We start from the raw sequence: 22,859 nt of genomic DNA, 5'->3' as shown, positions 1-22,859 counted from the left end.
TAAATTACAATTATTCAGTAATTACCTCATTCTTGTTGTTTCTATTACGTAACCAAATTTTGAAAAGGTTTACCAAATAGAATAAAACAGGAACTACTATTAAAGTAAGGAAAGTAGCAAAGATTAATCCGAAGATTACGGTCCAAGCTAAAGGTCCCCAGAAAATTACGTTATCACCACCCATATAAATATGAGGATTACCGGTTGCAAATAAACTGAAGAAATCGATATTAAATCCTATCGCTAATGGAATCAATCCTAATACTGTTGTAATTGCAGTTAATAAAACCGGTCTTAAACGAGCTTTACCACCTGTTACAATTGCATTAAAGATATCTTCTTTAGGTAATTGAGTTGCTTTAGGAAGTCCTAATTCTTCTTTTCTTCTTGCAATTAATAAATCAGTATAATCCAGTAATACCACACCGTTATTCACCACAATTCCGGCCAATGAGATAATACCCATCATGGTCATCATAATTACGAATGGCCATCCAGTTACCATTAATCCTAAGAATACGCCAATGAAACTTAAAAATACAGCTACCATGATAATTCCAGGTCTAGAAATTGAATTGAACTGAAGAATCAAAATCAAAAAGATTAAGAACAAACCAGTTACTAATGCACCCATTAAGAAAGCCATCTGTTTCCCTTGTTCTTCTAATTGTCCCGTATAATCAAATTCTACTGTTTTAGGAGCGTCAAAATTCCCCATTTCAGCTTGAATTTGTTTTACAACTGCTCCAGCATCTGTAAAACCAGGTGATAAAGCAGAATATAAGACAACCACTCTTTCATATTGTTTGTGTTTAATCGCACTAAAAGAAGAGGTGTTCTTTTGAGAAGCTACCGTTGAAACCGGAATCTCTTTGATTTGGCCTGAAGCCATATCTCTAAAAGTGATATTTTGATTAAAAATAGCACTTTTGTTGTAACGATTATCTTCATTGAAACGTACATAAATATCGTAGTCCTCACCATCTTTCTTGTAAATACCTGCTTTTTCACCAAAAATAGAACGACGCAATTGATTTCCAACTTGTCCAGCAGAAACACCCATTTCACCAGCTTTTTCTCTATCAACAACCACTTTCATCGCAGGTTTGTCTTTGTTAACGTCTACTTTTAACTCATCTACTCCTGGAATATTTTTGGTATTCAAGAAATCTTTCATTTTTTCTGCGGTTGCAATTAATTCATTGTAATCTTTTCCTTTAATTTCAATGTTAATTGGGTAACCCGCTGGAGGACCTACTGCATCTTTTTCTACAGAAATGATTACACCAGGATAAATATCTTTCAGGGTAGCTTGCACTTTTTTACGAAGTTCTTCTGAGCTTAAACCATTTCTAAATTTATACTCTCTCATTGAGATTGTAATCTTACCTTTATGAGGCATTTCTGCTGTAGAACCACCATCAGTTTGAGGATTTCCTGCTCCTTCACCTACTTGAGATACCGCACTTTCTACTAAATAGTTGGTGTTGTCTTCAGGATTCATAATTTCCTCTTCACCAAGTTTTTGATTCAGTACTGCATACACTCTTTTTTCAACAGCAGCAGTAATTTCATTTGTTTTGGTAATATCTGTTCCTTGTGGGTATTCGATGTACACAATAATTTGGTTGGGTGTATTGTCTGGGAAAAATTCCACTTTTGTACGACCACTACCTACGCTCCACCCAAAATACAATCCTAAAATTACAAAGAACATTAGCGCCATTCCTACTACTGTTAAGTAGGGTTTTTTGCCAGATAAAAAGTATTTTAACCCACTTTCATACCAATTCTCCCATTTTGTTAAGACTCTATTTTGGAAAGAAAGCGTCCAACCTTTAATTACATATTTATACAACCAGAACATTATGGCAGTAAAGATCATTACTGAACCTAAAGCACGCATACTACCACCAAGGATTAAAATAATAGCTCCAAAACCTCCTAAAATAAGAGTTAATCGGATTAAGGCTTTACGAGATAATATTTTTTCATTAATATCCATGAATTGCGATACTAATACGGAGTTGAAGAAGATTGCCACAAATAATGAAGAACCTAATACAACAGATAATGTGATAGGGAAATATTTCATAAATTGTCCCATTACTCCTGGCCATAATCCAAGGGGTACGAAAGCGGCAACTGTTGTTGCTGTTGAAATGATAATTGGTAATGCAATTTCTCCAATCCCTTTCTTAGCAGCCTCTATACGATCCATACCTTCATCTTCCATTAATCGGTAAACGTTTTCAACAACTACAATTCCATTGTCTACTAACATTCCTAATCCCATAATTAATCCAAAAAGAATCATGGTGTTCATAGTATATCCCATTGCATTTAAAATCATAAAGGACATGAACATCGACATTGGAATTGCAAAACCTACGAAAAGTGCATTTCTAAATCCTAAAAAGAACATTAAAACCCCTACAACTAAAATAATTCCAAAGATGATATTGTTTACTAAATCATCAACCTGATTCAAGGTTCTTGAGGATTGATCATTCGCAATCGTAATCTTCAGATCTTTTGGTAAATAATTTTCTTCAGCATCTTTTACAATTTCTCTAATTTGTTCAGCAGCATTAATCATGTTTTTACCAGCTCGTTTTTTTACGTCTAGCATTACAACGCTCTTCCCAAACTCTCTAGCATAAGTGGTTTTGTCAACATCTTTAAATGTTATTTTAGCAATGTCTTTCAAGTATACGGCACCGCCTTGTGTTTTAACCACAAAACTTTCTAATTCTTTCGGTTGGTCCACTTCACCAAGAATACGTATCGTTCTTCTTTGACCATTGGCAATTAAATTACCAGCAGACATCGTTACGTTTCCATTTCTAATAGCATTAATTACATCATCAAAGCTTACTTGAGAAGCCATCATTTTGTAAATATCTACTGCAACTTCTACTTCTTTTTCTTGGGCACCACGAATATCCACTTGTTTGATTTCTTCTAATGCTTCAATTTCATCTTCTAAGTATTCACCAAAGACTTTTAATTTGTCTACTGGATAATCTCCCTGAATGTTAATATTCATAATAGGAACTTCCTCAGAAAGATTCAAGTCAAACACATTCGGTTCTACTTTGGCACCGTTAAATGTTGGCCAGTCTTCACCACCTGTTTTGGTGTCTATTTTATCTTTAATTTTTTGTTTTGCAGCTTCTACCGTAATTTTTTCGTCAAATTCTACAGTAATAATACCATAATCTTCTTGAGAGGTAGACAAAACTTTAACCACATTACTCACGTTTCTGATTTCGTCTTCTAATGGGTCAATGATAAGTCTTTCAATATCTTCAGCAGTATTACCTGGATAAACGGTACTAATATATATTTTCGTTTCTTTAACTTCTGGAAAATCTTCTCTAGGCATACTATAGTATGCAGACAGTCCAAGAAACAAGAACATTACCATCGCTACATATATGGTCATCTTGTTTTCGATGGCCCATGATGATAATTTAAATTCTTTGTTTGTATCTGTATTTGTGGTACTCATTCTTACACTTATTTGATTATGGATACTTTTTGTCCTTCTTTTACACTACGAGCTCCTTCACTAATTACTAAATCTCCGTCTTTGATACCTTCTGTGATTTCAGCATAGTTACCTTGAGTTAGACCGGTTTTAACGATTACTTTTTTAGCTGTTGCTTGACCATCTTTTGTAGTATTTTCTGCTACATAAAGATATTGTTCGCCATCCGCATTTTCTGAGATAATACTAATTGGCACTACAATAGTTTTTGGATTTGTATAATCTTTAATTTGAATTTTTGAAGTTAAATTCGGTTTAATTTGACCGTTTTTACTTGGAACAGCAATTTGGATGTTAAAAGAACGGTTCGCTGGATTGATGTAGTTACTAGCTTGTGTAACTTTTGCATTGAAAGTTTCTCCTAAGATTGGAAAATCTACAATTACCTCAGTTCCTTTTTTAACAGTTGCAATGTTTTTTTCAGGAACTTCGGCTTCTAAATACATATCTCCTAAGTTAACGATTCTTAAAATTGGTGTTCCAGGACCTACAACACTTCCTTTTTCAGTAATGATATCATCAATTGTACCTGAAAATGGAGCTCTAACTACCGTTTTAGCAATTTGAGCTTTCATTTGAGAAACTGCTTTTACTTGCGCTTCATAATTTGTTTTAGCTTGTAAGTATTGAATTTCTGAACCAATTTTTTGGTTCCAAAGGTTTTGTTGTCTTTCAAAAGTAGTTTTTGCTAAAGCCGCTTGTGTTTCCATTTGCGCTAATTGCGATCCTAAACCACCATCATCAATTTTAGCTAAAGTTTGACCTTTAGAAACTCTTTGACCTTCTTTTACATAAACTTGTTGTAAAACACCACCATATTCCGCATTTAAAACAATATTTTGTTTGGTTTGTACGGTAGCTTGTAATTCTAAATAATGATTGAAGACGGTATCTTTAGCTGCAATAGTTGTAATTAAAGCTAGTTTATGATTTTCATCCAATTTACCAATAGCTTCGTCAATCTTTGCTATTTCTGCAAGTAAAGCATCAGATTGTGTGATTAATTCACCTCTTTTGGCTCTTAATTGAGTTAAGTCACCCTTTTCAATTACGGCTTCCGTTGAATTTTTTTTATCGCCACCACATGAAAGTAGTACTAGTGAAGCGATTACTGTAATATATATTTTTTTCATTTGTAAGATTGTATTATTGAGGATTAGTTATTTTTTCTAAAGCTGTTTTTTTGTTGATTACATCAATCATAGATTGAAGATAATTTTGTTGCGCAGTGTACAATTGACGTTGTGCTTCTGTGAATTCAAAACTAGTTGAAAGACCTTCTCTGAATTTGATTTGCTGCTTATTTTCAATACGTTCAGCTAATTTTAAATTGGATTTTGAAGTTGCATATTGTTCAATACTAAATTCATAATCACTTTTAGCAGATTCATATTGTAATTTCAACATTTGTTCCGCTTCTGTAAGTTGGGTTTCTGCTTGTTCAAAAGCAATTTTAGCTTGTTGATTTTTAGCTCTTTTACCAAAACTTCCAAAAATGGGTACATTTAAGTTAACCCCTACATAGGAAAAATTAAACCATTTTTGATCTTGTTGGAAGAAAGTAAACTCATTTGAAAAGGCATTGTATCCAAAATTAGCACTTGCAGAAAGTTTAGGTAAATATGCTGCTTTTTGCAATTTGTATTCCAATCTTCTTTGTTCTCTAAAGTTTTCTGCGATTTGATAATCGATATTGTTGGCAACATTAAAGGATTCGCTTGTAGCTGCTAAATCAACTTTTTGAGTTGCTAAAGCATCAAGATTGTCTGTTAATAGTAGTGTATCATCGATAGTTAATCCTAAATTGATTTTTAACATGTTTGTAGAAATATCTACTAAACGATTCATATTGCTTAAACTACTATTTACAGAAGCTAAAGTAATTTGCAATTGTTCTACACTTTCTTCTTCGATAAGACCATTTTTATAGGTTTCTTCAGCTTCGAAAACATTTTTTTCTAAAGTTGCTTTGTTTTTTTCAAGTATCGCAATGTTCTCTTTTGCTAATAAAACATTTCCGTAATAATTGGTTACCATTTCACGTGTTTCATTATCGGTTTTAACCTTATAATTTTGATAGTATTTCAAATAGGTCTTAGAAGCTTGCAAAGCAACTATATAAGAACCATCAAAAATTAATTGGGTTAAGGAAGCACTTGCTGTCATGTTATGTTTTGTACCAAATTCAACTTCTGCAAATTCTCCAGGATTACCTCCAAAAAATTCTGCAGGAACTACCGATTTTTGTAGTACGATATTATTCTGATAATTTACATTTCCATTAATTTGTGGTAAACCAGTAGCTGTTGTTTCCCATTTTTTTTGTTTAGCAGCCTCGATGTCTCTGCTCGCATTTATTGCTTTATAGTTGTTTTGTAACGCATAACTTATGGCTTCTTCCAATGAAAAAGAATAGGTTTGTTTTTCTTCTTGCGCACTTACAAAACTGACAAAAAGTAATAAGAGTATTACAATTTTATGTTTCATTTTTAATTATTTGGTTATTAGTTTATTTAAAATTTCAATTCCTTTTGCTGTACAAATACCTCTTAAATGGTATTCTAAATAGTTTAATTGGACTTCCCTTGGACTAAATTTTTTGGGATCAAAAATTTCTGCATCTTTAATACTTGTCATTCCTGCAAAATAAAAGCGACTAATTAAATCTTTATTAATCTCACTTCTGAATAATCCTAAAGCAATTCCTTTTTCTAAATTATCCACTACACAATTGCCCATTTTATCAAATTGCTTTATCGTTAACGCTTTGTGTATTCTTGGGTAGTATTTTTGTAATTGATAAATAGGTGAGGTGTTTTCATCTTTTAAATTTTGAACTACAAAATCTTTGATGGCAAAAAGTTCTTCAATGGGGTTTTTATTAGCTAAAATAATTTCATCAATTCCACATGATATCCTTTCAAATAAATTACTTGTTGTAGCTTTAATTAGACTGTCTTTGTTTGAAAAATGCTGATAAATTGTTTTTTTAGAAATTCCCATTTCAGAAGCAATATCGTCCATAGTAACACTTTTAAATCCAAGTGTAAGGAACATTTCGGTTGCTTTTTCTAAAATTTGGTCCTTCATAATTGTTATGTATTCATTGTTATTTAAATTTAAATTCGAAGCAAAGATATGTAGGAAACTTTTAATACAAAAAAAGTTTCCTTAGTTTTTACATAAATTTAACATTACCTTAAGAAGTATATCTTGTCTTATATTTTGATACATACTCCAAATAAAAAAACTATTTTTGTGCGGAAATTTATTTACTCTAAACTATGCAGACTGTTAGTCAATTTCAAGAAATTATTAAAAATCATTTTGAAGCTTTACAAATTAATAAAGAGCCTAAAAATTTATACGAACCCATAGCCTATATTTTATCATTAGGTGGTAAAAGAATGAGACCTGTTCTAACCTTGATGGCTGCGGAAATTTTTAATGCATCTTGTGAAAAAGCAATTTCAGCGGCTACAGCGGTAGAAGTGTTTCATAATTTTTCATTAATACATGATGATATTATGGACGATGCTCCTTTGAGAAGAGGTAATCAAACCGTACACGAAAAATGGGATGTGAACACAGGAATTTTATCGGGTGATGCCATGCTTATTTTAGCCTATCAGTTTTTTGAAAGTTATGAACCCCAAATTTTTCAACAATTAGCCAAATTATTTAGTAAAACGGCTTTAGAAGTTTGTGAAGGGCAGCAATATGATGTGGATTTTGAAACTAGAGATGACGTTACCATTCCTGAATATTTGAAAATGATTGAATATAAAACGGCAGTTTTGGTGGGTGCAGCCATGAAAATGGGAGCGATTGTTGCAGAAACTTCTAATGAAAATGCCAATTTAATTTATGATTTTGGTTTAAATTTAGGAATTGCCTTTCAATTACAAGATGATTATTTGGATGCTTTTGGGGATCCAGAAACTTTTGGAAAACAAGTAGGAGGTGACATTATAGAAAACAAAAAGACCTATTTGTTCTTAAAAGCTTTAGAGTTTAGTAAAGCAGATGATAAAGAGCAATTGTTGCATTTGTTTTCCATACAGCCTACAGATAATACAAATAAAATTGCATCCGTAAAAGAAATTTTTGTGAGTTCAGGTGCGGCCAATGCCACTCAAGATGCTATAAAAAGTTATACGCTTAAAGCTTTTGATACCTTAGAAAAAATGGAAATTTCGGATGAAAAGAAGATGGTTTTAAAGGTTTTTGGTGAAAAATTAATGAATAGAAACGTGTAATTAAATTCCAATCTCAAAAAGATGTTTTTACATTTTTTAAAAATGAGATTTATTTTGAATGTATGTATATACAGCCTGTAAATATTGATGACTTAATCAATCAATCAGAAGAAAATCATTTGTATTTTAAACTGATTGAACAAACCAATAAAGATTTTGCTCTAGCAAACGAACCTATTGATATTCCTTTGGATATTTTTCCTTTTCAATTTAAAGAATTGGTACATGAAAAAATGTATCGTTTAATTCAATACAAATTTGCTGAATATTTAAACTTACTTTATATAATTGACGTTTCTGAAAGTGAAATTAAAAAATTAGATGGTTCTGATTTAGTTGTATTAGCAGAACAAGTTACTTTTTTAGTGCTAAAAAGAGAATGGCAAAAAGTATGGTTTAGAAATAAGTATTAGTTTTCTTTTAAAAATAAACTCTTATAAAAGGCATGAAAGCATTCGCATAAACACCTTGATTCTCCTTATATAAAACATTATAGCGTAAACCAAGGGTTACATTTTGAGATCGATAACCTGCTCCTAAAAATAAGGCAGTATTCCAAAAATTATCAGTAAAATTACCATAATATTCTTTAAAAGTGGTGTTTACTCTCAATTGTTCTAGTTCAGCAGAAAGTTGGATTTGCTCTATAGGATTGAATAACCCCAATATACTTCCTCCATAAAGATTCGATTGGTAAACATTTTTCTGTTTCACATAACTATACTGTAACCCAAGCCCAGCCGAAAAATAGTCATTAAAGTTATAGATGGCACTTGGTGCAACTGTTACATTCGTATAATTATTGCCAAAACCAAGACCTAAACCACCACCAAATTGTACTTTTTCCCAAAATAAACTTCGTGATTTAATTGACTCATTTTCTTGTGCATTACTATGAAACACATTTGTTATTAAAAAGGTAAAAACCAAACAAAATGTTAAAAAAAACTGCTTATTCTTTTTCATAGGCCCAATTCTAAAAAAATTATGTTATAAAAGTACGATTTTCTTTAAAAGATTATAGCAAATGTTTTACTTTTGCATAATATTTTTAACCAAATCGTCATTAGACTAGATATATGGATAGGTTTTCCTTTTTAAATGCTGCTCATACAGCATTTTTCGCAGATTTATACGATCAATATTTACAAAACCCAGATACTGTTGAACCGAGTTGGAGAAGTTTTTTCCAAGGTTTTGATTTTGCAAATGAGTTTGCAAGTCCAGTAGAGCAATTGTCAGCCATGGCAAACGGAACTGCTACTGTAAATGTAAATGACAATGCTGAAAAAATACTTAAAGAATTTAATGTTCTTAAGTTAATTGAAGGATATAGAACACGAGGACATTTGTTTACAAAAACAAATCCTGTTAGAGAAAGAAGGACATATTCACCTACATTAGCCATCGAGAATTTTGGATTATCACAATCCGATTTGAATACGGTTTTTGATGCTGCTAAAATGGTAAACATGCAACCCAGTACTTTAGCTGAAATTATCAAACATCTTGAAAGTGTTTATTGTTCTTCCATAGGAGTAGAATACATGTATATTCGTGACCCAAAAGTACAAGAATGGATTAAAAACCGTTTAGATATTAATGATAATCAACCTAATTTTTCTGCAGAACAAAAGAAAAATATTTTAGGGAAATTAAATGAAGCCATTTCTTTCGAAACGTTTTTACATGCCAAATATGTAGGTCAGAAACGTTTCTCATTAGAAGGTTGTGAATCGGCTATTCCTGCTTTAGATGCTTTAATTGAAGCTGCCGCTGAAAAAGGTGTGGAGCAATTTGTAATGGGAATGGCACATCGTGGACGTTTGAATGTTTTGGCAAATATCTTTGGAAAGAATACACAAAATATTTTCTCTGAATTTGATGGAAAAGATTATGATGATGATATGTACTTTGATGGTGATGTAAAATACCACTTAGGATTAACATCAGACAGAAAAACAAATTCTGGAAAGAAAATAAATTTAAACTTAGCACCTAATCCTTCGCACTTAGAAACTGTTGGTGCGGTTATAGAAGGTATTGCTCGTGCGAAACAAGATAGAAATTATCCAGATAATGCTTCAAAAGTATTGCCAATTGCTTTGCATGGTGATGCAGCTGTTGCCGGACAAGGTATAGTGTATGAAATTATTCAAATGGCCAAATTGGATGGTTACAAAACAGGAGGAACCATTCACTTGGTAATCAATAATCAGGTTGGTTTTACCACAAATTATTTAGATGCTCGTTCGTCTACGTATTGTACCGATGTTGCAAAAGTGACATTATCTCCAGTATTACATGTGAATGCAGATGATGCTGAAGCAGTAGTTCATGCCATGTTATTTGCTTTGGATTACCGAATGGAATTTGGTACCGATGTATTTATCGACCTTTTAGGGTATAGAAAATATGGTCATAATGAAGGTGATGAGCCTAAATTTACACAACCAATTTTATATAAAGCGATTTCAAAACATAAGAATCCAAGAGATATTTATGCTGAAAAATTGAAAAAAGAAGGTATTATTGATGCTAATTATGTAAAAGAATTAGAAGAAAAATACAAAGCAAAACTCGACGAAAACTTAGAAGAATCTCGTAAAAAAGATTTAACAGTGATTACCCCTTTCATGCAAAATGAATGGACTGGATTTGAACAAGTTTCAGACACTGGTATGCTTGAAAAACAAGATACTTCGTTCAGTAAAGAAAAGTTAACTGAAATAGCAAAAACTATATGTGAATTGCCTTCCGATAAGAAATTCATTAGTAAAATCACTAAAATTATCAAAGATCGAAATTATATGTATTTTGAGAAAGATAGTTTAGATTGGGCAATGGGTGAACTCTTAGCGTATGGTACTTTATTACAAGAAGGTTACGATGTGCGTATTTCAGGCCAAGATGTGGAAAGAGGAACTTTCTCTCATAGACATGCCGTAATTAAAGTAGAAGATTCAGAAGAAGAAGTAGTTTTATTAGACGATATCAAAGATAAAAAAGGTAATTTTTATATTTATAATTCTTTACTTTCTGAATATGGAGTAGTAGGTTTTGAATATGGATATGCCTTAGCTTCACCAAATACGTTAACCATATGGGAAGCACAATTTGGAGATTTTTCAAACGGAGCTCAAATTATGATTGACCAATATATCTCTGCAGGTGAAGATAAATGGAACAATCAAAACGGATTGGTAATGTTGTTGCCTCACGGATACGAAAACCAAGGTGCAGAACACTCCTCTGCTCGTATGGAACGTTATTTGCAAATGTGTGCGAAACACAATATGTATATTGCAGATTGTACCACACCTGCTAACTTTTTCCACTTGTTAAGAAGACAAATGAAAAGTAAATTCCGTAAGCCTTTAATTGTATTTACACCTAAGAGTTTATTGCGTCATGAATTAGCGGTTTCTACTGCTGAAGAATTGGCAAACGGACAATTCCAAGAAATTTTAGATGATCCAAATGTTACGGATAAAAAAGCAATAAAAACATTAGTGCTTTGTACGGGTAAAGTGTTCTACGATATTATTACTAAAAGAGAAGATTTACAAAGAAATGATGTGGCTGTGGTACGTTTAGAGCAATTATTCCCATTAGCTATCGATCAAATTAAAACTATTATTGAAAGCTATCCAAATGTAGAAGATTATGTTTGGGCTCAAGAAGAGCCTAAAAACATGGGAGCTTACAGTTATATGTTAATGAATTTCGATTTAGTAAAATTAAGATTAGCATCACCAAAAGCATATAGTGCTCCTGCTGCAGGAAGTTATGAACGTTCTAAAAAACGTCAAGCTAAAGCTATAGCCATGGTTTTCGATAAAACAATAGTTCAATAAAAAAATTCAAATGTCAGCCCTGTACTAAAAATGCAAGTATAGGGTCAACTTTTAAACTAAAAGAATATGATTTTAGAAATGAAAGTCCCATCACCGGGAGAGTCAATTAAAGAAGTAGAAATTGCAACTTGGTTAGTACAAGATGGCGATTATGTTGAAAAAGATCAAGCTATTGCTGAGGTAGATTCAGATAAAGCTACTTTAGAATTACCAGCGGAAGCAAGTGGTATTATTACTTTAAAAGCAGAAGAAGGTGATGCGGTTGCTGTTGGTGCAGTAGTATGTTTAATTGATACGGGTGCTGCAAAGCCATCTGATAGCGATAACGGTGCAACAGCTCCAAAAGAAGAAGTAAAAACAGAAGTTAAAAAGGAAGAGGCACCAAAGGCTCCTGCGGAAACAGAAAAAACATATGCTTCTGGAACACCATCTCCAGCAGCTAGAAAAATATTAGAAGAGAAAAGTATTGAGCCATCTACTATTGTAGGAACTGGTAAAGGTGGACGCATCACAACTGAAGATGCTAAAAATGCAGTGCCTTCAATGGGAACACCAACTGGTGGTAACAGAGGTTCAGAGAAAACGAAATTATCCATGTTACGTCGTAAAGTAGCGGAACGTTTGGTATCTGCTAAAAATGAAACAGCCATGTTAACTACTTTCAACGAAGTAGACATGACTGCGATTTATGATTTACGTAACCAATATAAAGACGAATTCAAAAACAAGCATAATGTTGGTTTAGGCTTCATGTCTTTCTTTACAAAAGCAGTAACTCGAGCGTTACAATTGTACCCAGATGTTAACTCTATGATCGATGGAGATTACAAAGTGGCTTACGATTTTTGTGATATTTCTGTAGCAGTTTCTGGACCAAAAGGATTAATGGTTCCCGTAATGCGTAATGCAGAATTATTATCATTTAGAGGTGTTGAGGCGGAAATCAAACGTTTGGCTTTAAGAGCACGTGATGGTCAAATTACAGTAGACGAAATGACTGGAGGAACTTTCACAATTTCTAATGGTGGTGTTTTTGGAAGTATGTTGTCTACACCTATTATTAACCCTCCTCAATCTGGAATTTTAGGAATGCACAATGTAGTAGAAAGAGCTATCGTTAAAAACGGTCAAATAGTAATTGCTCCAGTAATGTTTGTAGCTTTATCTTATGACCATAGAATTATCGATGGACGTGAGTCTGTTGGTTTCTTAGTAGCGGTTAAAGAAGCTTTAGAAAATCCAGTAGAATTATTAATGGACAATAATCCTAAGAAAGCTTTAGAGTTATAATATGAAGAGAATCTATTTATTAATAGTTTGTACAATAATTTGTACAAACTATTCTTGTTCCAAAGATGAGGCAGAAACCACTACTGAAAACCCTGAACCTGTAATATTAGTACCGCAAATTACTACTATCAATAAAGATTTTTTTTTAGAAGGTGAAGAACTAATAATTAATGGAACTAATTTTATTAGTGAAAATCAACAAACGAAACTTTCTTTTAAAAATTCGGTTAACAATCAAGAAGTATTAAAAGACATCACGCCTATTTCAAATACAGAAATTAGGTTTACGGTAACGAATGATATTTCTATTGAGAGAAATTCTGTAAAAATAAAAATACAGAACAAAGAAAGTAATTTAAAAGATGTATTTATTCTTCCAAAAGGATGGTATAAGATAAATACATATGACAATTCTACCGCAAATATTTTAAAATCATTTGTTTTTACAGATACTGAAGAAGTATTTATGAATGTAAAATATAGTACAAACAATGGTAATAGTACATCAAATTATCAATCTTTAAAGAAATTGAAAACATCTTATATTGGGTTTGAAAATTTAGATATTAATGGTACATATACTTCTAGTTTTAATATGTTTAATAAATCTATAGGAGCATTCTGTAGTGCTTTTAATACATTTTCAACCAGTGATGGTTTTAATTCAGTAGTTCAAAACAATATTTTTCTTCCTGCATCTGGATTAATGTCTGCTATTGATGAAAATTATATTTATTATTTTGATGAAGATACATTTTTGTTTTATAATATTTGGGACGTTCAGTTTTTAACAGAAGATAGTGGAAATACATTTACTAATATTCCTACTCCCGCAGTTACATCACAAGAATATTTTCCAAATACGAATACTATTAAAAGTGGCCCTAGGGTTATCTATATGCAAAAATCATCAAATAATAAGTTTTATAAAATTGGATATAGATTAGCAAAAGCTACTACAAACTCACCTTTAGAATATAAAAACTTAATTCTTGAGTCTGATACAGGTCTTGATAACTGGAACTTAATTGATAACACTTCAGAAGCAAATATTGAGGCAATCACAAAATCTAAATTTATTTCGATTAATAATATTTACTCAATTTCAAGTGAAAATCTTGTACTTTCAACAGATTATATGCATTCATGGGTTACGATTAAACCTAATGTTAAATACATCGCCTTAAAAAATCAGGATACATGGTACATACATGAGAATGATGCTATTTATAAAACAATAGATGGTGGCCAAAATTGGACATTAGAGCTAAATTTAACACCTAATGCTGTAATTAATGATATCTCTTTTTCAAACAATAAAATTATCATTTCTGGACAAAATGGGTTGTTGTATATAAAACACGAATAAGTACTTTCTAAATATAAAAAACCCCAAATTCATAGAATTTGGGGTTTTTTATTTTGAGTAGTTTTACGTACACTATTTCAAATACAAATAATGATTGGAATAATCAATGATTGCTTTTCCTTGTAACAATACATCTGCTCCAATAATGCCATCTACTGCTTTGGTTTTATAACTGTTCAAAGCCTCATTTACATGACTCATATCAAAAATAATAACCATAAGACTTTTGGTTTTCCAACGGCTCATTTGCAATATATTACTTTTTGAAACTTGGGTTTCCATTCCAGTTGCACCCGCTCCAGCAGCTTTTGTTTCTGAGTTTTCAGCAAATAATTGGAACTTTGAAATACCTTCAAAACCTACACAACTATTACTCGCTCCTGTATCGAGAATAAAAGTGCCATTTACGCCATTTATTTTGGCCTTAATAAGTAAATGTTGGGTTTTTAAAACAGTGAATTTTATCTTTTTATATTTCTTTTCTTTTAAGAAATCTTGCAATTCTTCCATAACTCAAAAATAGTACAATTAGGAGAAGAAATCCTAACACATAATAATAAATATAAGTTGTTTCTGAGCTGTCAATAGCTCCATAATATACAAATGCACTCCAATAGTAAGGTGATTTTTTAGCATTTGAAATGGCCTCATCTTCTAAATACGATAGTTTTGAAGCATAGTTCGATTCAAAAAACGAATGTTGTTTGTTGTAATTGGAATAAAAATGACGCATAATTTCAGAAGTCGAAAAATCATTAATTTTCCACAAACTAAAAAGTACATTTTTGGCTCCTGCATATTGAAAAGCACGTGCTATACTTATAGCTCCTTCTCCTTTTTGGAGTTTGCCAATACCCGTTTCACAAGCACTTAAAACCACTAAATCCGGATGGCAATCGTGTAGTCCATATAATTCGTTTACTAACATTACATCATCATAAAATACCAAGGTGGCAGGAGTGCTAAAGGAACCACTTGTACCATGCGTAGAAAGATGAATGATTCCATATTGATGGCAATATTTTTTGAAGTTTTCTCGGTTTGCAGCTTCATTTAGGAATAAAGTAGCATTGTTTTGTTCTAAGACTTTAGATTCTTCAATGGAGTATTCTAAATAAGCATTGGTGTTTTTAAAAACAGGAAAAAAGCCAACAATTGAATTGTTTTTATGAGAGACTACATTTTTAGAATAAAAGGTAGCATTACTTTGATACGCTATCTTATTTTGATAGACTAAAAATGGAATGGTAGTATAGGTTTTAGAATTGGTTTTTTGGGTTACCAAAGCATCAAAAGCTACAAAATGAAGTAATCCATCAGGAATAATTACTAAATTCTTTTGCGGTTCAATTTGCTCTAAACCTAATATGTCATAGAGCGAATGAGCTGTAGTAGTAAAAGAAGCAACATTACTATTAATGGTATTTGCTTCTTCAAAGGAAGCTATGAATTTTTTTAATGTGGTTTCTTGATTTTGCTTAAATGTAATTTTTTTCCAAATTACTTCTCCATTATTGCTGTAAAAGGAATAAGCTTTTTCTTTACCCCAAAAATAATAAAGTAGTTGCGCTTGATCCTCGTTCAATTTTTTTTGTAAATCTTGTAGTGTTGTAGTCTCTGTTTTATTTTTAAAGGTAGTGTTGATTTTTCTATTTAGGTTTTTCAATTGAATACTTAGGGTTGCTAATTCATTGTTTAAACTAATCAGACGTGCTTGATTTTCTTGGGTAATTTGCAAACGTATGTATTCATTAATTAACAACTCTTGTTTGTTTACTAATTCGTTTTGTAATTGTAAATCCGGATTATTTGGAAATTGTTCTACAAGTGTTTTTTGATGATTTCGGTCTTTTAAAACAGTGTTTTTTGTTTTTTCAGCATATTGAAAAGCTTGTTCTAAAAAACGAAATTCTTTCTTATCTTGATAAGCATTCCACAAGATATCGATGCACTTTTCGGTACGTTTTCGGTTTTCAATTTGGTGTCTAATTTCAGCTTCTTGAGAGATGAGTTGGTCTCGAATTAAATCACTCACATAAAAACTTAAATCGTACCATTTTAATTTTTTTTGGGCATCCTCTTCAAGATAGGCCAAACCATCAAAGATGATTAAAAAAGTATTTTCAGAATAAAGTATATTCGTATCTAAATGAGTATGTATTTTGTTAAAAGGAAGTAAAGTAGCATAAGCTTTTGTAAAACTGTTTTTTGCTTTTTGAAGGTCATTTAAAGAAATGTAAATGGAAGCCTCTTCGGTGTATAATTTTGCTAAGGTTCTCGCATCTATATTTTTCTCTTTTAAAAATTGGGTTTTTGCTTTTTCAAAATAAGTTAAGGCAACATCGGGATTGTTATTTTGTAAAGCAATCCACGCTTTGTTTTTTAATTCTTGAATGGCATTGGTCCCAAATTCTTTAAAAGTTATTTTTTCTTGTGAATTTAGATTTTGTAAACCCATTGTATTTACAGCTAATTCTTCTTGAATCCTCTTTTTTTGAAGTGAAGATGCGTTTTGATTTTTGGCTACTTTTTGCAATAAATCGATAGCTGTTTTATGATTACCAATGGTTTTGTACACAATAGATAAGTTAATGTAACCAGAAATGATATTTGGTTGATTGTTGTCTTTTTCTGCCATGAAAATATACTTTTTGATGATATTTTCTGCCAAAGTAAAGTTGCCTGTTTTAGTATATAAAGTACCTAAGGGTTTCAAACAAAATTCAATGATATCATAATTGGACAAATGGTTGTTTGAAAAAAGTAACCAAGCCTTTTCATAGGAATCAATTGCTTTTTGTTGCAAATTTGTTTTCATTTCAAACGAACCTTTATTACAGTATAAAATGACTAAGGCTAGTTTTTCATCAGTAGTAGCAACCGATTTTGAAAAAACAAATTCTTTTTGGTTTAATTCATTTAAAGTAGTTGAATTAGGATTGGCTACAAATATATCAATGGCGTTGTAAATCTGATCTTCTAAATTTTGTGAAAAACTTGAGATTGAAAATAAAAGAATAAAAAGGATACTTTTAAAACTTCCAAATTGCATAGAATTGCCACGAATCAAAATTATTTTTAAAATTTTTATAATAACGAATGCCTAAACTTGGCCCAATTCGAGCAAAACCAAAAGTCGTATCTAAGAAAAATTGGGTTTGTACTTCTGTTTTCTCTTTGGATGTTTCAGAACGATATTGAATTAAATTTCGATATTCATTTCCAGGAACTAAACTAGGAGTATTCGGAGTTTGGGTAATTTCATAATAATGTGTAGTTGTTTTTGTTTCTGTGGAAGAAGAAACGATAGTACTTATTTGTGGACCAAAACCAACTCCGATGTAATTGTTAATATTATATCGCAATGAAACAGGTACAGTTTCTACTATTTTTCTAGATTCTTCTACAGCAACTTCTCGCCCTACAAAAGCCACATCAATAACCTGTCCTGTGCCAGTTTCAAAAGGTCCTACAACTTCAGGTTCTTGAGAAATAGTAAAGGAATTTTGACTTTCAAAATCATGCTTGTTAGCATATAACTCGCTTTGCCAATAAAAACGATACGATTTAAAAGGAGAAATTGTAAGTCCGGTAAAATAACTTTTGGAATGATTTAATTTAGGAAAATACATATATCCAGCTTTTACACCTATTGAAATTCCAGGATTAAATCGTGTTCTAGAATAATTGGTAACAATAGGTTCGTTTTTATCAAATATAATTTTGGTGCGACTTTTGGTGCCTATTTTATGGAAATCTTCCCCAAATTTTAAACTGTATTTTACGAAACCTTTTGTAGAATCTTTTTCGATTACATTTTTCTGTTGGGTACCTGGTAAATAAATATTTTTAAAAGTAAAAATAATTTGCTTTTGTTGAATTATAGTGTCTAAGCAACTATATCGTACTTCTTCATTCTTAGGGCAAATGGGACATTCTGGATACATGCTCTCAATTTGAAGGGTGGATTTGTCAAACATGTCAGGTACATCTGTCTCTAAACGAATCGTTCGCGCAGGTCCTTCACCATCATTTTGGAAACGTGTTTTAAATTTAATTCGTTTAAAACGCACCAATCTATAATTAATAAATAAGCCACTAGTAGACATTTTATTTGGATCATGTGAAGTTACAATCTCCATTTCCATGTCTTTAACTTTATGGTTTTCATAATTATCATCAGGAACATAAATGCTTCTTACTTTTAAAATAGCACTTGTGTCTTTAATCATCTCTGGAGTAGTTTTTAGAGTGAAAAAGATATGGCGTTGTTCGTTTGGGTTTAGATTTTTAAAAGTGATTTTTTTGCCATTTTGAAAGGTTTGTTTAGCTTCTTCAATGGATAATGGAAGATTCTTTCGTTCTGTAGTATCTTGAAATTTATAATTCGTGTACGGTATGTTTTCGGCTGTTGCCAAAACTGATATTTGATCATCATACGCTTGGTTGTAAACTAAATCTTTTCCTAATTCCATTATTTTTTCATCATAATAATTTCGTGTTTCTAATAATTCGAAATTATCCTGCTTAAACTCTCTTTCATTGTAATAAAAATAAATCGTACCATTGGTTACATATTCTTTTTCGTTTTTATAACTCAAAACAATAACAAAATCTTCATTTGGAAGCGGTTCTCTGTTTCTTCTTAATTCAATATTATCTGTCAAAATTGGAATTTCATTGTCTGAAGCAGCAGCAGTTTCATTTGTTTTTACTTTTGTAGGTCGTGTTGAAGGTGTTCTTCCCGTGTCGTAATTGTTTGTGGCCCACAATTTCACTTCGTAGTTTCCTGGATTTTTGTAAGTATGTTTTGGTTTTTCTCTGGTGCTAAAATGACCATCACCAAATTCCCAAAAATAACTGTAAAAAGCTTTTGGAGCACCCGCTATTTGATTTAAGGCTGGTTTCTCAGAATCAAAATAAAAGGTGTTGCCTTCTTGAAGCGGAACAATAACTGCTTTAGGAATTATTGTGTCTTTTTCTTTGGTTTGAGAAAACAACAAAATACAATGAATAAGAGAAAAAATAAATGCTATTTTTTTTAGCATGGGTTTTGAGATTTTAGGTTAAATATAAGAAAAAGTGATGAACAAGTCACCACTTTCTCTAACAAACTAAACTAATTATGGCAGCGCATTAATTGCAGCAACTAACTGAGCTTCTGTTCCTACAACCGTTTCGCCAAGAGTGAAATTATAAACTGCGTTAGCAGATATGGTTACGGGTTTTATAGCATATCTCCATTGTCCGTCTTCTTCCGTTGCAAAGATGATATGACACGCTAAACCAATTGGAATTTGTCCGTAATGTTCTGAAAACTGACCTGTAGCAGCATCATAGGTGTCTAATTTTGCCAAAGCATTTCCTTCACCATCATAATGTAGATACACAGCACTGTTTTCGTAATTGTAACCAGTTGGTACGGTAACCAAAATTTGAGTTTTTGGACCTGTAAAGCTGTAAAATTTATCGACGTTGGTCCAGCCAAAATTATTAAAGAAAGCATAGTAAGTAGAGCCATTCGCTCCTTGTTCTAAGAATACACCACCTTGTCCACCAGTAGCATCATTTTCTTCTCTCCATTCAATATTTCCATCTTCATCGATTTGACCATTCCATAAAATCATATCATTTTCTTCAGCAGTAAGATTGGATGGAATTCGTAAATTCATACCACAGTTTAAAGTTATTTGTTGGCCGTTTTGTGTGGCATTAATATAAAACTCTCCACCAGAAACTAACATAGCTAAATCTCCTGTAGGTAACACGCCCATAGTAGTTTTGTCTGTAACCAACATGTTTCCGCCGCTAAAAACTTCAATATATTTAATGTCAACAATTCCAGTTAAGGGATTGCCGTTAAGACTTAAGCAAGAAGGGTTAATGTCAATTTCTACTCCGTTAGCGGAAGTGAAAGTTGTAGTTCCATTGGCAACATCTAACTGAAAATTTTGAGTCATAGAAGTTAAGGCATCTTCTCTAAGTGCAGCAAATTCTGCTGCAGTTGGTTTTGGATCGCAATTTCCATCACAATCATTATCATCATTTTTTTCACAACTCATAGTGGTTGCTATTAAACTAATTATAATAACAGCTTGAAATAATCCACTTACTTTTTTTCTTAAAACATCTAACTTTTTCATGATTTCTAATTTTTTAATTTATAGTTATTTTCTAGTATATCAACTTTTTGTTTGAATTGTTACCCCTTTAGTAAAAAAACAGTCAAAAGGTTTTATACTAGTATATCCACAAAGGCAATGAATTGTTACCCCTTAATTATTTTAATTTTGTAGTTTCTTTATATCTTAGCTAATAAATAAATAGATATGAGTGAAAAACAACTGCATGAAGATCAATTTTATATAACGGGTTTGAAGGAGAATAACACTTCAGTTATACAAGCAATTTATAAAAAATTTGTTCCCAAAGTAATTCAACATATCAAAAATAATAATGGAAGTGAAGCCGAAGCACAAGATGTGGTTCAGGAAGTTTTAATTACGATTTATCAACAAGCTACCGAAAAAAAATTACAATTAACCTGTCCGTTTGATGCTTATTTTTTCTTACTCTGTAAAAGGAAGTGGTTGAACGAATTGAAAAAATCTTCACAAAAGGAGGTAACATTCCTAAATGAAAATGTATCTAAAGATGAATCGCTTCAAGAAATGGTATTTCAAACTGAAACTTTTTCTGAAAAACAAGCCTTATTTGATTTAATGTTTCAACAATTAGGGGAAAAATGTAAAGAAGTGTTACGATTAAGTTTTGTGACCAAAAGCATGGAAGAAGTAGCGGTAAAATTAGGTGTAACGTATGCATATGTGAGAAAGAAAAAATCACTTTGTACTGGACAGTTAACGCAATTAATTCGAGAATCGGTTCACTATCAATCTTTAAAAAATAAATAAGATGCAAGAAGAGATGTACTTTGCTTTTGAGCAGTATTTAGGAAATGAAATGAATCTTGAGGATAGGGCAGCTTTTGAGAAAAAACTGCTAGAAGATACGTATTGGAAAGAAAGTTTCGAGTTGTATCAACAAACCCATCAATTTTTAAAAACTAAGTTTTCAGGTGAAACAGCTGCTTTTAAACAAAATCTAAAACAGATAGCTCTTGAAAATCAATCTAATAAAAATAGTTCAAAAATAGTTCCAATGTATTCCAAATGGTTTGCGGTTGCAGCTACTGTGGTATTATTTTGCTCCATTTGGTTTTTTATGCAAAGCAACGAACCAAAGTATGTAGAGTACAACCAACATGAAAAGGCCTATTTTACAGCAAGAAGCGAAGGTGTTGCAATTTTGAAAGAAGCTCAAGACGCTTTTAATACAAAAGCATATGAAAGTGCTGTTGGTTATTTTGAACAAATTCCGCAAGCAAATCGAAATGAAGAAATTAATTTATACTATGCGATTGCTTTACTTGAGGTCAATAAATTTGAACAAGCAGAAACTTTATTGCAAGCTATAAAAAGTGGAAATTCCGTTTATAAAGAAAAGGCGATTTGGTATTTGGGTTTGTCTAAGTTAAAACAGAAAGATTATTCCTCTTGCAAACAACTTTTAGAGGTGTTGCCTGAATCGGCTGACGATTATAATAAAGCACAAGAAATACTTGAAAAATTATAAACGCTACATGAAAAAGAAAAGAAAGAGCTGCTGAATATTCAGTAGCTTTTTTAGTTTAAGCCAAATAAAGATTCTATTTTTGCAACCAAATACAAACGTTTTGAATACCTTATTACAATTAACAGATACACATACTCATTTATATAGTGAAGAATTTGATGCAGATAGAGATATCATGATTCAACGTGCCATAAATGTTGGAGTTTCCCGTTTTTTCTTACCTTCAATAGATTCCAGTTGTACGCAAAAAATGTATGATTTGGAAAAACAATATCCGGATAATATTTTTTTAATGATGGGATTGCACCCAACGTATGTTAAGGAAAATTACAAAGAAGAACTGGCTCATGTAGAAAAACAATTGGCTTCAAGAAAGTTTTATGCCATTGGAGAAATTGGAATCGATTTGTATTGGGATAAAACCTATTTAAAAGAACAACAAGAAGCTTTTCAATACCAAATTCAATTGGCTAAAAAATATCAATTGGCTATCAATATTCATTGTAGAGATGCTTTTGATGAGGTTTTTGAAGTTTTAGAAGAAGAAAGAGCTGCTGATTTGTTTGGAATATTTCATTGTTTTACAGGTGATTTTAATCAAGCAAAAAGAGCCATCGATTTGAATATGAAATTAGGAATAGGAGGAGTAGCTACTTTTAAAAATGGAAAAATTGATCAATTTTTAAATGAAATCAATTTACAACATATCGTTTTAGAGACCGATGCACCTTATTTGGCACCTGTTCCTCATAGAGGAAAACGCAATGAGAGCAGTTATACTTTGTTGGTTGCCCAAAAGTTAGCTGAAATTTACCAGCTTTCTGTAGCAGAAATCGCAGCGATTACAACGGCCAACTCCAAAGCAATTTTCGGAATTTAACGATGATTTCATCTTC

The 22,859-nt window shown here is 31.8% G+C and carries 17 protein-coding genes; 8 read left to right on the top strand and 9 right to left on the bottom strand.

From position 1 onward, the window contains the following. Positions 1 to 10 precede the first annotated feature (10 nt). The 4 genes from FHG05_RS13195 to FHG05_RS13180 are packed head-to-tail and all read right to left on the bottom strand — an operon-like array spanning position 11 to position 6,643. Positions 11 to 3,514, bottom strand: a complete 3,504-nt coding sequence (locus FHG05_RS13195; RefSeq protein WP_140998551.1) for an efflux RND transporter permease subunit — start codon at positions 3,512 to 3,514, stop codon at positions 11 to 13. Positions 3,515 to 3,522: 8 nt separating this feature from the next. Then, positions 3,523 to 4,686 carry an efflux RND transporter periplasmic adaptor subunit gene (locus FHG05_RS13190; protein ID WP_140998549.1) on the bottom strand — a complete coding sequence of 388 codons (1,164 nt, stop codon included), beginning with the start codon at positions 4,684 to 4,686 and terminating at the stop codon, positions 3,523 to 3,525. A gap of 13 nt (positions 4,687 to 4,699) precedes the next feature. Then, a complete protein-coding gene (locus FHG05_RS13185; RefSeq protein WP_140998547.1) occupies positions 4,700 to 6,040 on the bottom strand; it encodes a TolC family protein in 1,341 nt (446 codons plus the stop codon). 6 nt (positions 6,041 to 6,046) lie between these two features. Then, positions 6,047 to 6,643: a TetR/AcrR family transcriptional regulator gene (locus FHG05_RS13180; RefSeq protein ID WP_140998545.1), complete on the bottom strand. Its 597-nt coding sequence runs from the start codon at positions 6,641 to 6,643 to the stop codon at positions 6,047 to 6,049. 194 nt (positions 6,644 to 6,837) lie between these two features. Between FHG05_RS13180 and FHG05_RS13175 the strand changes: the two genes are divergently transcribed. Both FHG05_RS13175 and FHG05_RS13170 read left to right on the top strand, forming a co-directional pair. Next, a complete protein-coding gene (locus tag FHG05_RS13175) occupies positions 6,838 to 7,812 on the top strand; it encodes a polyprenyl synthetase family protein (protein WP_140998543.1) in 975 nt (324 codons plus the stop codon). Positions 7,813 to 7,874: 62 nt separating this feature from the next. Further along, on the top strand, positions 7,875 to 8,225 hold the full coding sequence (locus tag FHG05_RS13170) for a hypothetical protein (RefSeq protein ID WP_140998542.1): 351 nt from the start codon (positions 7,875 to 7,877) through the stop codon (positions 8,223 to 8,225). Positions 8,226 to 8,232: 7 nt separating this feature from the next. Here FHG05_RS13170 and FHG05_RS13165 read toward each other — a convergent pair whose 3' ends face one another. Further along, on the bottom strand, positions 8,233 to 8,778 hold the full coding sequence (locus tag FHG05_RS13165) for a hypothetical protein (RefSeq protein WP_140998540.1): 546 nt from the start codon (positions 8,776 to 8,778) through the stop codon (positions 8,233 to 8,235). Positions 8,779 to 8,891: 113 nt separating this feature from the next. Between FHG05_RS13165 and FHG05_RS13160 the strand changes: the two genes are divergently transcribed. The 3 genes from FHG05_RS13160 (at position 8,892) to FHG05_RS13150 (ending at position 14,328) form a co-directional block, all read left to right on the top strand. Then, positions 8,892 to 11,669 (top strand): 2-oxoglutarate dehydrogenase E1 component, encoded by a 2,778-nt coding sequence (locus FHG05_RS13160; protein ID WP_140998538.1) that lies wholly within the window; start codon positions 8,892 to 8,894, stop codon positions 11,667 to 11,669. A 66-nt stretch (positions 11,670 to 11,735) separates the two neighbouring features. After that, positions 11,736 to 12,959 (top strand): 2-oxoglutarate dehydrogenase complex dihydrolipoyllysine-residue succinyltransferase, encoded by a 1,224-nt coding sequence (odhB, locus tag FHG05_RS13155; protein ID WP_140998536.1) that lies wholly within the window; start codon positions 11,736 to 11,738, stop codon positions 12,957 to 12,959. Position 12,960: 1 nt separating this feature from the next. Then, positions 12,961 to 14,328: a WD40/YVTN/BNR-like repeat-containing protein gene (locus tag FHG05_RS13150; RefSeq protein ID WP_140998534.1), complete on the top strand. Its 1,368-nt coding sequence runs from the start codon at positions 12,961 to 12,963 to the stop codon at positions 14,326 to 14,328. A gap of 72 nt (positions 14,329 to 14,400) precedes the next feature. Here the strand turns inward: FHG05_RS13150 and FHG05_RS13145 are convergent, their stop codons facing one another. The 4 genes from FHG05_RS13145 to FHG05_RS13130 all read right to left on the bottom strand — a co-directional run bounded on the left by FHG05_RS13145 (position 14,401) and on the right by FHG05_RS13130 (position 20,471). Further along, a complete protein-coding gene (locus FHG05_RS13145) occupies positions 14,401 to 14,838 on the bottom strand; it encodes a retropepsin-like aspartic protease (protein ID WP_140998532.1) in 438 nt (145 codons plus the stop codon). Further along, positions 14,798 to 17,398 (bottom strand): CHAT domain-containing protein, encoded by a 2,601-nt coding sequence (locus tag FHG05_RS13140; protein ID WP_140998531.1) that lies wholly within the window; start codon positions 17,396 to 17,398, stop codon positions 14,798 to 14,800. The genes FHG05_RS13145 and FHG05_RS13140 overlap by 41 nt, the downstream gene beginning before the upstream one ends. After that, entirely contained in the window at positions 17,361 to 19,376 is a 2,016-nt protein-coding gene (locus tag FHG05_RS13135; RefSeq protein WP_140998529.1) for a DUF7849 domain-containing protein, read from the bottom strand. Before FHG05_RS13135 ends, FHG05_RS13140 begins: the two co-directional genes overlap by 38 nt. 75 nt (positions 19,377 to 19,451) lie before the next feature. Then, positions 19,452 to 20,471, bottom strand: coding sequence for a hypothetical protein (locus FHG05_RS13130; RefSeq protein ID WP_232338092.1), 1,020 nt, complete (start codon positions 20,469 to 20,471; stop codon positions 19,452 to 19,454). Between the two features lie 186 nt (positions 20,472 to 20,657). Here FHG05_RS13130 and FHG05_RS13125 point away from each other — a divergent pair, with 186 nt between their 5' ends. The 3 genes from FHG05_RS13125 (at position 20,658) to FHG05_RS13115 (ending at position 22,843) form a co-directional block, all read left to right on the top strand. Continuing rightward, entirely contained in the window at positions 20,658 to 21,242 is a 585-nt protein-coding gene (locus FHG05_RS13125) for an RNA polymerase sigma factor (protein WP_140998527.1), read from the top strand. Between the two features lies 1 nt (position 21,243). Next, complete coding sequence (locus FHG05_RS13120; RefSeq protein ID WP_140998525.1) at positions 21,244 to 21,963, top strand: tetratricopeptide repeat protein; 720 nt, start codon at positions 21,244 to 21,246, stop codon at positions 21,961 to 21,963. A gap of 100 nt (positions 21,964 to 22,063) precedes the next feature. Beyond that, positions 22,064 to 22,843, top strand: a complete 780-nt coding sequence (locus FHG05_RS13115; RefSeq protein WP_140998523.1) for a TatD family hydrolase — start codon at positions 22,064 to 22,066, stop codon at positions 22,841 to 22,843. The last annotated feature ends 16 nt before the right edge of the window (positions 22,844 to 22,859 follow it).

Origin of the sequence: Flavobacterium profundi, from assembly GCF_006491645.1 — a bacterium.
Classification (GTDB): domain Bacteria; phylum Bacteroidota; class Bacteroidia; order Flavobacteriales; family Flavobacteriaceae; genus Flavobacterium; species Flavobacterium profundi.
Note: the sequence above shows the minus strand (reverse complement) of the source record. Positions and strands in the feature narration are given on the sequence as shown.

What these genes read in the sequence shown, in the direction of transcription:
- FHG05_RS13195 (WP_140998551.1), bottom strand. Translation starts at nt 3,514, where the DNA reads ATGAGTACCACAAATACAGATACAAACAAAGAATTTAAATTATCATCA.
- FHG05_RS13190 (WP_140998549.1), bottom strand. Translation starts at nt 4,686, where the DNA reads ATGAAAAAAATATATATTACAGTAATCGCTTCACTAGTACTACTTTCA.
- FHG05_RS13185 (WP_140998547.1), bottom strand. Translation starts at nt 6,040, where the DNA reads ATGAAACATAAAATTGTAATACTCTTATTACTTTTTGTCAGTTTTGTA.
- FHG05_RS13180 (WP_140998545.1), bottom strand. Translation starts at nt 6,643, where the DNA reads ATGAAGGACCAAATTTTAGAAAAAGCAACCGAAATGTTCCTTACACTT.
- FHG05_RS13175 (WP_140998543.1), top strand. Translation starts at nt 6,838, where the DNA reads ATGCAGACTGTTAGTCAATTTCAAGAAATTATTAAAAATCATTTTGAA.
- FHG05_RS13170 (WP_140998542.1), top strand. Translation starts at nt 7,875, where the DNA reads ATGTATATACAGCCTGTAAATATTGATGACTTAATCAATCAATCAGAA.
- FHG05_RS13165 (WP_140998540.1), bottom strand. Translation starts at nt 8,778, where the DNA reads ATGAAAAAGAATAAGCAGTTTTTTTTAACATTTTGTTTGGTTTTTACC.
- FHG05_RS13160 (WP_140998538.1), top strand. Translation starts at nt 8,892, where the DNA reads ATGGATAGGTTTTCCTTTTTAAATGCTGCTCATACAGCATTTTTCGCA.
- odhB (WP_140998536.1), top strand. Translation starts at nt 11,736, where the DNA reads ATGATTTTAGAAATGAAAGTCCCATCACCGGGAGAGTCAATTAAAGAA.
- FHG05_RS13150 (WP_140998534.1), top strand. Translation starts at nt 12,961, where the DNA reads ATGAAGAGAATCTATTTATTAATAGTTTGTACAATAATTTGTACAAAC.
- FHG05_RS13145 (WP_140998532.1), bottom strand. Translation starts at nt 14,838, where the DNA reads ATGGAAGAATTGCAAGATTTCTTAAAAGAAAAGAAATATAAAAAGATA.
- FHG05_RS13135 (WP_140998529.1), bottom strand. Translation starts at nt 19,376, where the DNA reads ATGCTAAAAAAAATAGCATTTATTTTTTCTCTTATTCATTGTATTTTG.
- FHG05_RS13130 (WP_232338092.1), bottom strand. Translation starts at nt 20,471, where the DNA reads ATGAAAAAGTTAGATGTTTTAAGAAAAAAAGTAAGTGGATTATTTCAA.
- FHG05_RS13125 (WP_140998527.1), top strand. Translation starts at nt 20,658, where the DNA reads ATGAGTGAAAAACAACTGCATGAAGATCAATTTTATATAACGGGTTTG.
- FHG05_RS13120 (WP_140998525.1), top strand. Translation starts at nt 21,244, where the DNA reads ATGCAAGAAGAGATGTACTTTGCTTTTGAGCAGTATTTAGGAAATGAA.